A 13,837-nucleotide genomic window follows, 5' to 3' on the forward strand; every position below is an offset into this window, starting at 1 on the left:
CGCTTGTCCGACCTGACCGACGCCTGGGGGCGACTGACCCGAGCCGCCGCCGCCGCGGGCGCGCGGCGCATCGTCTCGCTGTTCGATGCCGAGCCCGGCCGGCTGGACCGCCTGTCGGTGAGCGCCGCGGGCCTGGAGCTGGACCTCTCCAAACAGCCGTGGTCGCTGGGCGACGTGGACCTGGCCCTGGCGCTGGCCCGCGCGGCCGACGTCGAGGGGGCGCGCCGCCGGTTCTTCGCCGGCGAGGCGGTGAACGCATCGGAGAAGCGCGCGGCCCTGCACATGGCGCTGCGTGCGCCCAAGGGCGCGGCCTTCCGGGCGCAGAGCGTGCCGGTCTCGATGGAAGTGGAGGCCATGCGCGTGCGGATGGCCGACTTCGCCAACCGCGTCCGCGCCGGGGACCTGAGGAGCGCGGCGGGCAAGCCTTACCGCGCCGTGGTCCACATCGGCATCGGCGGCTCGGATTTCGGGCCGCGGCTGGTCTGGGAGGCCCTGCGGCCCGTGGACCCGCAGATCGAGCTGCGCTTCGTGGCCAACGTCGACCCGGCCGAGCTGACCTTTGCCCTCGCCGGGCTGGATCCCGCCCAGACTCTGGTGGTGGTGGTCTCCAAGACCTTCACCACCCAGGAGACCATGACCAACGCCCAGGCGGCGCGGGACTGGCTGCGCGCCACGCTGGGCCCGGCCGGCGACATCCAGATGGTCGCCGTCTCCGCCGCCCCGGACGCCGCCCAGGCCTTCGGCGTGCCGGGCGCCCAGGTGTTCGGCTTCCGCGACTGGGTGGGCGGCCGCTATTCGGTCTGGTCCTCGGTGGGCCTGTCCTGCGTGATCGGCCTCGGGCCGCAGGTGTTCGAGGCCCTGCTGGCCGGCGCCGCGGCGATGGACAACCACTTCCAGTCCGCGCCGCTGACGGCGAACGCCCCAGTGCTGCTGGCGCTGGCCCACATCTTCAACCGCAACGGGATGGGCCGGCCGGTCCGCGCCGTCGTGCCCTACGCCCAGCGTCTGCACCTGCTGCCGAACTTCCTGCAGCAGTTGGAGATGGAATCCAACGGCAAGCGGGTCGACGCCCAGGGCCGCCCGGTGGCCCAGGCCACCGCCGCGGCGGTATTCGGCGACGCCGGCACCAACGTCCAGCACGCCTTCTTCCAGCTTATCCACCAGGGTTCCGACGTGATCCCGGTGGACTTCATCGCCGTGCGCGAGGCCCGCGAGGGCGATCCGGCGGCCCAGCGGATCCTCAACTCCAACGTCATCGCCCAGGCCGAGGCCCTGATGGTGGGCCGCTCCGAGGCTGACGTCCGCGGCGAGCTGGCCGCCAAGGGCGTGAGCGCCGCCGAGATCGAGACCCTCGCGCCGCAACGCGCCTTCCCCGGCGACCGGCCCTCGACGATGATCCTGCTGGAGCGCCTGGACCCGGAGCGGCTGGGCGCGCTGCTGGCGCTCTACGAGCACAAGACCTTCGTCGAAGGCGTGCTCTGGGGGATCAACAGCTTCGACCAGTGGGGCGTGGAACTGGGCAAGACGCTGGCCACGCGGGTGCTGGGCGAACTGCAGGGCGGAGCGCCCGGACAGCACGATCCGTCGACCACCCGGCTGATCGCCAGGCTCGGCGGCTGACTCGCCTTGTTCACGATCCTCGGCTATAGGCGCGTCCCCATGAGCGGTTTCGCGCACCACCACGGCCATCCCCACCATCCGACCCGGCAGGGTTCGGCCTGGGACCGCTTGGCCTGAAGCGACCCTCTCCGAGCCCCGCATCCGCGGACGGGGCTCGACGATCTTCAGCTCCGTCCGTCGCCTCCCTTCTTCAAGGACAAGACGATGGAAAACCTTCCTTCCTTGAGCGAGCGCCCCGCAACGGCTAAGCGCGAGCCCATGACCGATACCGCCCGACCCGAAGCCCGCAGTCCCCGCGGCTTCGTCGACCGCCGAGCCCGTGACCTGACCGCCGAGCGGAAGATCCTGGCCGCGGTGGCGGAGGTCTATGAGCGCTACGGCTTCGAGGCCCTGGAGACCGGGGCGTTCGAATACGCCGACGCGCTCGGCAAGTTCCTGCCGGACGCCGACCGGCCCAACGAGGGCGTGTTCGCGCTACAGGACGACGACGAGCAGTGGATGGCGCTGCGCTACGACCTGACCGCGCCCCTGGCCCGGTTCGCGGCCCAGAACTGGGAGACCCTGCCAAAGCCCTTCCGCCGCTATGCCTTCGGGCCGGTGTGGCGCAACGAGAAGCCGGGCCCCGGCCGCTACCGCGAGTTCGTCCAGTGCGACGCCGACACCGTGGGCTCGGCGCGGCCGGAAGCCGACGCCGAGATCATCGCCATGGCGGTGGCGGGCCTGGAAGCCGCGGGCCTGCCGTCCGGCTCGGCGATCGTGAAGATCAACAATAGGAAGCTGCTAGATGGGCTCCTCGCATCCGTCGGAGTGATGGATGAGCGTCAAAAGCTCGTGGTGTTAAGAGCCGTCGACAAACTTGATCGGCTTGGGCCCGAAGGCGTGAGTATGCTGTTGGGTAAGGGTCGCCTTGATGAATCCGGAGCGTACACAACTGGGGCTGAACTTAGCCACCACGGCATCGATAGCGTACTGAAGTTCATCGGTGCGGATGGAGCGCCTCTTCAATTCACCGGTGCCGGCGGCCAACCGATCCAATTTGTCGCCGACCGATCTGCCGTACTCAATCGAATGTCATCCGTCTTGTCAGGGTCCGCCTTAGGCGAAGAAGGTTTGGAAGAGCTCGCCAAGATCGATCAAGCGCTCACCGGCATGGGTGTCAGTCCGGCGAGAGCCAATTTCGATTCATCGATCGTTCGCGGCCTTGAATATTACACGGGCGCGGTGTTCGAGGCGGAGCTGCTTCTTCAGACGACGGACGACAAGGGCCAGCCGATGCGGTTCGGCTCGATCGGCGGGGGCGGGCGCTATGACGACCTGGTGGCGCGGTTCACCGGCGAGCGCACCCCGGCCACCGGCTTCTCCTTCGGGGTGACCCGCCTGGCGGCGGCGCTGAAGGCGGCGGGGCGCGACCTGGCGGCCGACGCGCGCGGGCCGGTCGTGGTGCTGGTGCTCGATCAGGACCGGATGGCCGATTACATGGCCGTGGCCGGCGAGCTGCGGGCCGCGGGGATCGCCGCCGAGGTCTATCTGGGGACCTCGGGCATGCGTCCGCAGATGAAGTATGCGGATCGCCGGCTCTCGCCCGCCGCGGTGATCATCGGCGGCGACGAGTTCGCCGCAGGGACCGTGACGCTGAAGGACCTCGACCTTGGTCGCGAGCTGGCGTCCGGGGTGACCGACAACGCCGCCTGGCGCGCCGAACGGCCCGGCCAGATGACGGTTCCGCGCGCGGAGCTTGTGGCGGCCGTGCGCCGCATCGTGGACGCGCCGAAGAGCGAGGGTTCGGCGTGAGGGTCGAGCCGCCGGTTCCGCCCGAGGCCCTGGCGGCGATCCGCGCGGCGCTTGCCGCCGCGGGAGCCGAGGCCGTGGATGCTCCGATCCTGCAGCCGCTCGGCCTGCTGCTCGACCTGGCCGGCGAGGCCATGCGCGCTCGGCTGTTCGTGGTCCAGGCGGAGGGCGGCGCAGAAGCCTGCCTGCGGCCCGACTTCACCGCCGCGGTGGCCCGCCGGCACATCGAAAGCGGGGCGGTCGCCGGACGTTACATCTACGAGGGGCCAGCCTTCCGCTCGGAGCCTGAGGGCGACCGCCCGGAGGAGTTCCTGCAGCTCGGGGTCGAGCTGTTCGCGCCGGCCGGAGGCTCGGCTGCGCCGGCCGACGCCGAGGTCGCGGGCCTCGCCTGGCGCGCCGCCATGGCCGGTGGGCGCGAGGACCTGACGCTGTGGCTGGGCGACGTGGGCCTGTTCGCCGCCTTCATCGAATCGCTCGGCCTGCCCGAGGCCTTGGCCGCGCGGCTGAAGCGGGTGGCGGGCCGACCACGGCTGCTGCAGGCGGAACTGGCGCGGGCCGGCGAGGCGGTGGCTTCGACGGCCGATGGCGGGCAACTCGCGGCCATGCTGTCCGGCCTCTCGCAGCCGCAGGCCGCGGCCATGCTGGAAGAGGTCTGGGCGCTGGCCGGCGTGGAGCCGGTGGGCGGCCGAGGGGCCGGCGAGATCGCGGCCCGACTCGTGCGCAGGGCCGAGGCCGCCGCCGCTCCGGCCCTGACGGACGCCCAGGCCGGCGCCATCCGCGCCTTCATGGCCATCTCCGAGGCCCCGTCGGCGGGGTTGAAGCAGGTCCGGTCCCTGGCGGGTCGGGGCGCCGGCCTCGACGCGGCGCTGGACGACTGGGACGCCCGCCTGGCGGCGCTGTCCGACATTCCCCCGGGGCGCATGAGTTTCGCGCCGGCCCTGGGGCACGCCTTCGACTACTACGACGGCCTGACCTTCGAGGTGCGCAGCGCCGCCCTCGGCGCCGATCGGCCGGTGGCTGCGGGCGGGCGCTATGACGGCCTGCTGGCGCGGCTGGGCGGTGCGTCCGGCGCACGGGCCGTGGGCTGCGTCGTGCGGCCCTGGCGGGCCTTTGCCGGAGGCGAGGCATGAGCCGTGAGCTGATCATCGCCATCCCGTCCAAGGGCCGGCTGAAGGAGCAGGTCGAGGAATGGCTGGCCGACTGCGGCCTTCCCTTGTCGGTCAGCGGCGGCGCCCGCGGCTACCTGGCCAGCCTGAAGGGGCTGCCCGGGGCGCAGGTGCGCCTGCTGTCGGCGGGCGATATCGCCGATGCGCTCGGGGCCGGCGAGGCGCACCTGGGCGTCACCGGCGAGGACCTGCTGCGCGAGCGCGGCGACCTGGAGAGCCGGGTGTTGCTGCTGCGGCCCCTGGGTTTCGGCCGGGCCGACCTGGTCGTAGCCGCCCCGAAGAGCTGGCTCGACGTCGACACCATGGCCGACCTGGAGGAGGTGGCGCACGATTTCGTGGCGCGCACCGGGCGGCGCATGCGGGTGGCGACCAAATACCTGGGCCAGACCCGCGCCTTCTTCGCCCGCCACGGGGTGGTCGACTACCGGATCACCGAATCGGGCGGAGCCACCGAGGGCGCGCCCGCCTCCGGCGCGGCCGAGCTGATCGTCGACATCACCACGACCGGCGCGACGCTCGCCGCCAACGGCCTGAAGATCCTCTCCGATGGCCTGATCCTGCGCAGCCAGGCGCAGCTCGCCGCGAGCCTCAAGGTGAGCTGGGAGGCGCTGCAACTGGCCGCGGCCGAGCGGCTGTTGCGGGCGGTGGAGGCGCGGGCCGCGGCCCGGACCAGCGCGACCCTGATCTGGCCGGCGGCGGGAAGCGCCGCCGAGGCCGCCGTCGTCGATAGTCTCGCCGCCGCGGGCGCCCAGCGCCGGCCGAACGGCCTCATGGTCGAGACCGGCCGGGCGGCGGAGGCCGCCGCGGCGCTGACCGCCGCAGGCCTGGGACCGGTGACCGTCTCGCAGCCCGACTTCGTCTTCGAAGTCGAGTGCCCGCCATTTGCGGCCTTGAAACACCGCGTTCTTTGACGATCCCGTCAAAACGAGACCTATATTTCCCGGGCCTCGCGAAAATCTGATGCTGTCGTGCCCTGCAATGGCCTTGAAGGCGTTGACTCGGGTCAAAAATTGCCGTTTCTTCACTTCGCGAGAGACACGAAGGCGCAAGACCTTCGATCTCCGGCGTTTCGGGGAGGAAACGCCCGCTCTAATAAGAGCGACTGCTCAAAAAACGGCCCGCTGCGATTATCCCCCGCAGCGGGCCAAATTTTTGCCCGGAACCATTTTTGACGCATGAGTCAAAATTATCCCTCCCCATCTTGGGGAGGGTGGCGAGCGCCAGCGAGACGGGTGGGGAAGTGTCGGCCGGAATGTTGAGTCAGCGCTTGAACGCGACTTCCCCACCCGACCTCGGCTTCGCCTCGGCCACCTTCCCCATCGAGGGGCGGGATAAGCTCACCAGATCCTCACCCGGTCGGCCGGGGCCACGTACATGGCGTCGCCGGGCTTGAGCCCGAAGGCGGCGTAGAAGGCGTCGACATTGCGCATCGGCACGTCCACCCGCGCGCGTTCCGGCGAGTGCGGATCGCTGACCAGTTGCTGGCGCAGCGCGTCGTCGCGGGTCTTGCCCCGCCAGACCTGCGCCCAGCCGAGGAACACCCGCTGATCGCCGGTCAGGCCGTCGACGATCGGGGCCGGCTGTCCGTGCAGGGACGTATGGTAGGCGTCCAGCGCCAGCAGCAGTCCGCCCAGGTCGGCGATGTTCTCACCCATGGTCAGGTCGCCATTGATCCTGGCGCCGGGCAGCACCTCGAAGGCGCCGTACTGCTTGCCGAGCTTCACGGTCTCGGCCTGGAACTTGGCCGCGTCTTCCGGCGTCCACCAGTCGGTGAGGCGGCCGCTGCCGTCGTAGTGGCGGCCCTGGTCGTCGAAACCGTGGGTAGTCTCGTGGCCGATCACCCCGCCGATGGCCCCATAGTTGACCGCCATGTCGCCCTCGGGATCGAAGAACGGCGGGGCGAGGATCGCGGCCGGGAAGACGATCTCGTTGCCGTTGGGATTGTAGTAGGCGTTGATGGTCGGCGGGGTCATGCCCCACTCGGCGCGGTCCACCGGCCCGCCCAGCCGGCCCACGCGGAAATCCCAGTCGAAGGTCGTGGCGCGCTGGACGTTGCCGTAGAGGTCGTCGTCCCTGATCGTCAGGCCGGAATAGTCGCGCCACTTGTCCGGATAGCCGATCTTGACGGTGAAGGCCGCGAGCTTCTCCAGCGCCTTGGTCTTGGTGGGCTGGCTCATCCAGTCCAGCCGCTCGATCCGGCCCTTCATGGCGGTGCGGATGTCGCCCACCAGGGCCAGCATCTTGGCCTTGCTCTCCGGCGGAAAGTAGGCGGCGACATAGACCTTGCCGAGCGCCTCGCCGATCTGGCCATCGACCAGTTGCACGCCGCGTTTCCAGCGGGGCCGCTGCGCCGGCTGGCCGTTCAGGCCCTTGCCGCGGAAATCGAAGCGCGCGTCGACGAAGGCCTGCGACAGATAGGGCGCGGCCTGGTCCACGAGGTTGAACGCCTGCCAGGCCTTCAGCGTCTCGACCGGCGTCCTGGCGTAGATCGCGGCCAGCTTCGGGAAGGCGGTGTTCTCCTGGGCGACCACCCGCGTCGCCTGGCCCAGGCCCGCGCCGGCCATGAAGGCGCTCCAGTCGAAGCCGGGCGCCATCTCCGCCAGCTTGGCCGTCTCGTAGGCGTTGTACATCCTGTCGTCGTCGCGCTGCTCGGCGCGGGTCCAGGAGTCCCGGGCGATCTCGGTCTCCAGCGCCACGATCGCCTTGGCGTTGGCCGCCGCGTTCGGCCACTTCGCCAGGGTCAGCATCCTGGCCACATAGGCTTCGTAGGCCGCCTTCTGCTTGGCGAAGCCCTTTTCAAGGTAGTAATCGCGGTCGGGCAGGGCGAGGCCCGCCTGGTTCAGGTAGACGGCGTAACGGTCGGGGTCCTTGCCGTCGACCTGCACGGCCGCGGCGAACAGCGAGCCGCCGAAAGTATGCTGGGCGCGGCCCATGGCGCGGGCCACATCTGCCTTGGTCTTCTCGGCCTTGATCGCGGCCAGGTCGGCGGCCATCGGCTTGGCGCCCAGCGCACTGACCTTCGCCTCGTCCATGAAGCTGCGGTAGAGCGCGCCCACCTTGGCCTGCTCGCCGGTGGCGGACCCGTCCGCCGCGGCCTTGTCCAGCAGCGCGTGCAGCCGGCTCTGCGACAGCTCGTTCAGGGCGTCGAAGGCGCCGAAGCTCGCCCGGTCCGCCGGGATCACCAGGGACTTTTCATAGCCGCCGTTGGCGTACTGGAAGAAATCCTGACCCGGCGGGGTCGCGGGGTCCCGGCCGGCCAGGTCGAAGCCCCAGGCCCCCATGCGCGGCGCCTTGGCGATGTCGGGCGCGGGGCCGGCGGGCGCGGCCGGGGCCGGCGCGGCGGGCGGTTTGGCCTTCGCCTTGGCCTTGGGCCTGGCCTTGGCGTGCGCCGGCGCGGGCGTCGTGTCTTCCGCATGCGCCAGCGTGGAGCCGGCGGCGAGGAGGGCGGCCGCCGCGGCGGCGCCGAGCCAGTGGATCTTCATGGTGGGACGGCTCTCGAAGGTGGACGTGGCCCGACCATGCCCTCGCAGGCCCGCGGGCGGGGGTTACTTTTTGGTCAGAAACCGGACGCCTGCGCCAGGGCCTGTCCGGGCTGACCCGAGGCAGGCCAGGATGGGCCTTAGCGGGCCATGCCGGCCATCGGCGCCGGCGCGCGGCCGTCGGTCACCTGGAAGACGACCTTGACCTTGGCGCCGCTGGCGAAGCTGAGCGTCGCCGGCGCCTGGTCCCCGGCCTTAAGCGTCCGTGTCAGGCCGATCAGCATCAGGTGATAGGCGCCCGGGCCGAAGGTGGTCCGGCCGCCCGCGGGCACCGGGACGCGGTCTTCCCGCCGCATGGTCATGACCCCGCCGGACATGGATGAGGAGTGCATCTCCACGCGCGCGGCGAGCGGGCTTTCGACCTTCTCCAGGGCGTCGGCGGGGCCATGGTTGGCCAGCACCATGTAGCCGATGCCGGTCGTCCCGGCGACGGCGGGCCGGCTCCAGGGCTGCAGGACCTCCACTGTTCCCGCGCTGAGGGCGGTGAGCGGCGTGGCCGCGGCGACGGCGAGGGCGGCGGCGGCGAACATCTGCTTCATGGGCGCTTCCCTACGCAACGATGATGGCCGCCATCGGGCGCCTCCGCCTGCGCGGGCCGCAGGGTCCGGCTGTGATACCAGATCCTGCGGCCCGGCGGTCAGACGGCTACTTTGCCCGCTTCCAGTTCGGGGCCTCGGCTCCGCGAGCCGGTTCGCCGGGCCGGTCCTGCGAGTAGGCATAGAGAGGCTTGCCCCGATACGCCCACTGCACGCCGCCCTCGGCGCGAGGGATCAGGCTCCAATCGCCGAAGGCCTGCGCGGTCCCGGGCGCGGCGAGCGGCGGCCACATGCGCGCGCAATCGTCCCCGCAGTGCGACATGCCCACCATGGTGTCGTAGTTGAAGGTGTAGAGCGGCCGGCCGGCCGCATCGGCCAGGCCTCCGTCCGGCAGTCGCTGAACCCCCGCCGGAAGGCGCTCGCCCGGCGGCGGCGCGGCGGCGGCCGGCTCACCCGCAAGCGTCAGCGTCAGGCTGGGCGCTGGGTGGGCGGGACGCGGTCCGCCCGCGGGCGTGGCCTCGTCCCAGCGCACCGTCGTCGCCCCGCAGGTCTGGGCCGCGGCGAAGGCCAGCGGCCCCGCCTTGGCGGGCAGCCGGGCGTGGACCGGAAAGCCGTCCGCCTGATGCGGCGCAAGCTCGCCGCGCCAGGTGACGGCGACCCCGCCGTCGCCCAGGCGCTCCAGCGAGACGGTCCAGCCGTCCTTCGCCGGCGGCTCGACAGCCGACAGACTAGCCGGAAGTTCGACGCGCAAGGCGGTCGTGGGCTTGCCATCGCAGCCGTGGCCGACGACGAAGCGCAAGGTTTCCTCGGCGCCGGCCACGGCGGTCGCGGGTTGCAGGGACACATGGGCCGTCGCGGCGCCGGATGCGGCCGCCGCCGCTAGCACGCAGGCCGACCTCAAGAAGGTCTTCATCGGGAAAAGCTCCGGGTTCGCCGCCGCGGCGCACGCCTGCGCGCCGCGGCGGCAGGGGGTTCAGAACGTGTACTTCAGGTCCGCGACGAAGGTGCGTTGCGGGAAGGGGTGGAACAGGAAGTACGACCGTCCGCCCAGGTTATCGACGCCCAGCCCGGCCTGCAGGTGCGGCGTGAGCCGGTAGAGCGCATGGGCGTCGGCGACGAAATAGCCGCCGAAGCCCTGGTAGGTGTTGGCGTAGGGGTCGCTGTTGTCGATCGTGGCGAAGGACCGGTCGCTGTAGCGGGCCGCCAGGGTCAGGGCGAGCTTCGGCGTCGCGGCATAGGTGGCCACCACGGCGCCGCGCAGTCGGGGCAGCTGCGGCAGGTCCTTGCCGACGGCGGCGGGGAAGGCGGCGTCGCGATCCGTCTTGGCCTCCACGTAGGTCACCCAGCCGGAGAGCTCGAGGCCGGACACCAAGGCGTCCCTCTGGTCGGCGACCACCTCGACGCCGGTGGCGTGGGTGCGGTCGATGTTCTGCACGAAGCTGAACAGGCTGGTCGAACCGGGAAGCAGCGGCGCGGTCTGCGAGAGCAGCGCGTTGGTGATGCGCTCGTCGAACAGCGAGACCCGCAGGCTGCCGCCGGCCCAGGTGCGCTCCGCCGACAGTTCGCTGGAAAGCGCCCGCTCCGGCTTCAGCCGGGGGTTGGGAACCGACAGCAGCGCGCCGGTGGTGATCGCCTGGTAGAGCTCGGTCACGGTGGGGAAGCGGTAGGCCACGCCGGCCGAGGCCTTGAAGGTCCAGTCCATCGACGGGACGTAGGCAAGGCTGGCCTTCGGGGAGAAGGCGTCCTTCTTCAGCGACGGCTGGTTGACGTTCAGCGCCGGCGCCACCGAGAAGTTCAGGCCGTCATAGGCCCGCCAATGCTCATAGCGCCCGCCCAGCGTGGCCTTCAACTCCGGCGTGGGCGACCAGACGTCCTGCAGCCAGAACGCCTGCGTCTGGGTGCGCCCGCGGCTGAAGGTCAGGGTCGCTCCGGCCGAGCCGTCGATCCAGTTGGTGAGGGCGTACTTCGGATTGTTCAGCTTGAAGCCGTCCTCGTGGGCCCCGAAGGTCACCACATTGGGGCTGCCGGCCGGCCGCCAGGTCCCCTTGGCGTCGAGGGTGTGCCATCCCGTGCCATCGAGCGAGGTGGTCGTGCCGGCCCCGCCTGAGAACGCCGCCGGCAGGGCGCCGCTCGGGATCCGCTGGCGGTCCCTCAGATAGTCGAACCTGGTCGCCACCAGCTCGAAGTCGAAGACGCCGTCGGTGTGCGAGGCCAGCGACAGCCCCTGCGCCACCTCGAGCTCCTCGAGGTTGTAGACCCCGTTAGAGAAGGCGCTGTTGGCGAGGGTGTAGGCGCGCCCGCCGATGTTGACCGTCCCGGCGTAGACCGGCTGGCCGCTCCCATCGCGCAGGTAGCTGTTCACCGTGGCGTCGTCGCCGTTGTGGAACAGGCCGAAGGTGTAGGCCGCGGTGATCTCGGGCGTCAGGTCCCAGGTCATGCGCCCCGACAGGTTGTCCTGCATCTGGTGCTCGATGCCCATGGAGCCCAGCACCTGGATCGGCGCGCCGGTGCGGTTGGAATCGCTGAAGGCGCCCGTCACCGGAATCCCGGCGGCGCTGGTCGTGGCGGGCGCGAGCGCCGTGGCGTAGGTCAGCGGCTGGGCGTGGCTGTCGAGGTGGTTGTAGCTCAGTCGGAACGCCAGATCGCCGAACCGGTCGCCGAGATCCGCCGCGAAGCGGCCCGTGCCGTAGCTTTTGTCGTCGCCGTATTTGGAGAACGACTGGACCGCGCCCTGGACCTCGGCCGTCGCTTCGAAGCCGCGCGGCATGCGTGTCGTGAAGGCGATGACGCTGCCGATGGAATTGCCGGCGTACTGCGCGGCGAACGGCCCGTAGAGCACGTCGACCCGCTCGATGGCGTCCGGAGCGACCAGGCCCCACTTCGGCGAGGCGGTGGAGTTGTTGTTGCCGATCAGGGCCGAGATCAGCACGCCGTCGACATAGATCAGGCTGCGGGCCGAGGCCCCGACGCCGGAGGTCCGCGTCGTGACCGGCGCCTGGGTGTCGCCGATGTGCCGCTGCCGGATCAGGACGTCCGGCAGGTAGCGCAGCACGTCCTCCGGCGTGAGGACGTTGATGGTCTTGGCGATCTCGTCGGCGGTGATGCTTTCGGTGGTGGTCGGCAGGTCGCGCAGGTCGGAGATCGACGACGGCGCGGTGACGGTCACCTGCGAGACGGTGGAGTTGGCCGGCGCCTCATCGGCGCAGGCGGCGTTGGCGGTCGCGAGGGCGCAGACGCCGGCGAGCAGCAGAAGTTTCATTGTGGGTTCCCCGAGAGCCGCGTGTGTTCGGCGGCCCAGACGTCAGTTCGCGCGGCCGAAGGCGGCGCGGCGGATCAGGCGGTCTGGAGGGAAATGGGCGGGCCCTGGCCGGGCGGGCGTGGCGGCGCGCGGGCGCGGGGGACGATTCGATCGGTCGGCGTGGCGTGCTCGACCCGGCTCACCGTGTAGGCGACCGGCTGGATGTCCAGGGCCGGCGGCGGCGTGGCGGTGACCAGGGCGGCGGCCAGGCAGTCCGCGCAGGCCGAACCGTGATGGTGCGCCGGCGAGTCCGGCTTGCCGTCAGGCGCGAAAGTCTGGGTTCCTTCGGCCGTGCAGATGGTCACATGGCCGTCGCCCGACGCGGCCATGGCCGACGTCGGGATCAGCGCCTGCACCATCAGTGCGAACATCACGAACAGCGCGACGATCGCTCTTCGGTCGTGCGGGGCGTGAGGGGCCGGCGGCATGGCGTCGTCTTAGGCTAAACCGGCGATTTCTCAAGGCCCGGCCGGCTTTGCCGAATCGAGGCGATTTCTACTGTCGGGTTTCGGGCAAATCCTATGGCGCCAACGGCGCCGGGAAGGCGCCGGAAATTGGTCCGTGTTCGCCTCTTGGCGGGAACAAAGCGGCGCCGTCGGCGTTGCAGGGTCAGCGCATTGGGGCGCCGGTCATTTAGGGGGCGTGGATGACGCCGGTTGGGCGGGGAGTCGGGAGCGGTTGGCGCAGGCCGAGCGCCCTGTCGGCATGCCCGCGGCCCGTCTGCGGCGACGAAACGGATTTACAAGTTATTCCAAAGCGTTCGACGGGGTCCAAGGCGGAGCTGTTAAGGCTTCGCGCGCCTCCCTGTCGATCGAGATCAACTCCGGAAAGAACTGGGGACCGCGCCGGACGCGCCAGTTTTCCGGCGAAGCTGTGGATCGGCCGCGAGCCGATGTTGATCCCCACGGCGGTAGTCGTATAGCGTCCGGTTAAGGCTCGCTGGTCCAAGAGATTGAGGTTCGAGTGTGGCTTCGGTGACACTTACCTAATCTCCGGGGCTTGTTATAAGAAAAGCTGGGTCAATAGGCCGCAGCGCTAGGGCAATGAGAGGGCTCTGATTATGAAGTTCAAACTCCTGGCAGGAGCCGCGCTGGCGGCGGTGTTCGCCGCGTCGGCCGCTTCTGCGGAAACCGGTTGGTACGGCGCCGTCGATCTCGGCTACCACATGCCGGAAGGCACCAAGCTCGAATCCAGCAATTTTGCCGCCAACGGGCAGAATTATATCTGGAACTTCAATCAAAAGGACGACTACACGGGCTTCGCTCGCCTGGGTTACCAGGTCGCCGACCACTGGCGCGTCGAACTGGAAGCCGGCTATCGTCCCGGTGACATCAAGAGCGTTGCGGGCGGCAGCAACCAGGCCGTCATCGGCCTCTGCACGCCCGGCGTGCTGCGCACCGCCGCCGCCCCGAACTGCGGCGCTCCGAACGGCAAGATCGAGTCGTGGAGCGTTATGGCCAATGTCCTCTACGACATCGGCCCGGATTGGATCATCAATCCGTTCTTCGGCGCCGGCCTCGGCGCGAACCACCTGGCCCTGACGACCGATGGTCAGTTCTCGAACGTCACCGGCGTGGTCACTCCGCAAAGCGGCCTGAACCCGGCGATCCAGAACCTGCACATCGACGACAGCCAGACGGTGTTCGCCTATCAGTTGATCGCGGGCGCGGCCTGGAAGGCCACGGATCGTCTGAACGTCGACCTGACCTACCGTTTCCACGGCACCTCGCCGGCGAACTTCGTCTCGGTGGGCACCAACGCGCTGCAGCCCGGGACCTTCCAGGGCAAGTATCGCGACAGCTCGGTGACCCTGGGTCTGCGGTATTCGTTCGCGGCTCCCCCGCCGCCGCCGCCGCCTCCCCCGCCGCCGCCGCCTCCCCCGCCGCCGCC

The 13,837-nt window shown here is 70.4% G+C and carries 10 protein-coding genes; 5 read left to right on the forward strand and 5 right to left on the reverse strand.

Annotated elements, in window-relative coordinates; genetic code table 11:
- Positions 1-3: 3 nt before the first annotated feature.
- From pgi to hisG, 4 genes are all read left to right on the forward strand, one after another.
- On the forward strand, positions 4-1,620 hold the full coding sequence (gene pgi / locus VNW53_RS04835) for a glucose-6-phosphate isomerase (protein WP_325553959.1): 1,617 nt from the start codon (positions 4-6) through the stop codon (positions 1,618-1,620).
- 258 nt (positions 1,621-1,878) lie between these two features.
- On the forward strand, positions 1,879-3,411 hold the full coding sequence (hisS, locus tag VNW53_RS04840; protein ID WP_325553960.1) for a histidine--tRNA ligase: 1,533 nt from the start codon (positions 1,879-1,881) through the stop codon (positions 3,409-3,411).
- Positions 3,408-4,538, forward strand: a complete 1,131-nt coding sequence (locus VNW53_RS04845) for an ATP phosphoribosyltransferase regulatory subunit (protein ID WP_325553961.1) — start codon at positions 3,408-3,410, stop codon at positions 4,536-4,538. The genes hisS and VNW53_RS04845 overlap by 4 nt, the downstream gene beginning before the upstream one ends.
- The gene (gene hisG / locus VNW53_RS04850) at positions 4,535-5,485 is read left to right on the forward strand and encodes an ATP phosphoribosyltransferase (RefSeq protein ID WP_325553962.1); all 951 of its coding nucleotides are present in this window, start codon (positions 4,535-4,537) and stop codon (positions 5,483-5,485) included. The genes VNW53_RS04845 and hisG overlap by 4 nt, the downstream gene beginning before the upstream one ends.
- 426 nt (positions 5,486-5,911) lie before the next feature.
- Here the strand turns inward: hisG and VNW53_RS04855 are convergent, their stop codons facing one another.
- From VNW53_RS04855 to VNW53_RS04875, 5 genes are all read right to left on the reverse strand, one after another.
- Complete coding sequence (locus VNW53_RS04855; RefSeq protein WP_325553963.1) at positions 5,912-8,056, reverse strand: M13 family metallopeptidase; 2,145 nt, start codon at positions 8,054-8,056, stop codon at positions 5,912-5,914.
- A gap of 137 nt (positions 8,057-8,193) precedes the next feature.
- Positions 8,194-8,652, reverse strand: a complete 459-nt coding sequence (locus tag VNW53_RS04860; RefSeq protein ID WP_325553964.1) for a copper chaperone PCu(A)C — start codon at positions 8,650-8,652, stop codon at positions 8,194-8,196.
- Positions 8,653-8,758: 106 nt separating this feature from the next.
- On the reverse strand, positions 8,759-9,562 hold the full coding sequence (locus VNW53_RS04865; protein ID WP_325553965.1) for a DUF1775 domain-containing protein: 804 nt from the start codon (positions 9,560-9,562) through the stop codon (positions 8,759-8,761).
- Positions 9,563-9,622: 60 nt separating this feature from the next.
- Positions 9,623-11,908 carry a TonB-dependent receptor gene (locus VNW53_RS04870; protein ID WP_325553966.1) on the reverse strand — a complete coding sequence of 762 codons (2,286 nt, stop codon included), beginning with the start codon at positions 11,906-11,908 and terminating at the stop codon, positions 9,623-9,625.
- A gap of 74 nt (positions 11,909-11,982) precedes the next feature.
- The gene (locus VNW53_RS04875) at positions 11,983-12,375 is read right to left on the reverse strand and encodes a DUF2946 family protein (protein ID WP_325553967.1); all 393 of its coding nucleotides are present in this window, start codon (positions 12,373-12,375) and stop codon (positions 11,983-11,985) included.
- Positions 12,376-13,007: 632 nt separating this feature from the next.
- Here VNW53_RS04875 and VNW53_RS04880 point away from each other — a divergent pair.
- Positions 13,008-13,837: outer membrane protein (locus VNW53_RS04880; protein WP_325553968.1), on the forward strand; the 830-nt coding region annotated here is incomplete at its 3' end.

This window comes from Phenylobacterium sp., from assembly GCF_035569475.1.
GTDB lineage: Bacteria > Pseudomonadota > Alphaproteobacteria > Caulobacterales > Caulobacteraceae > Phenylobacterium.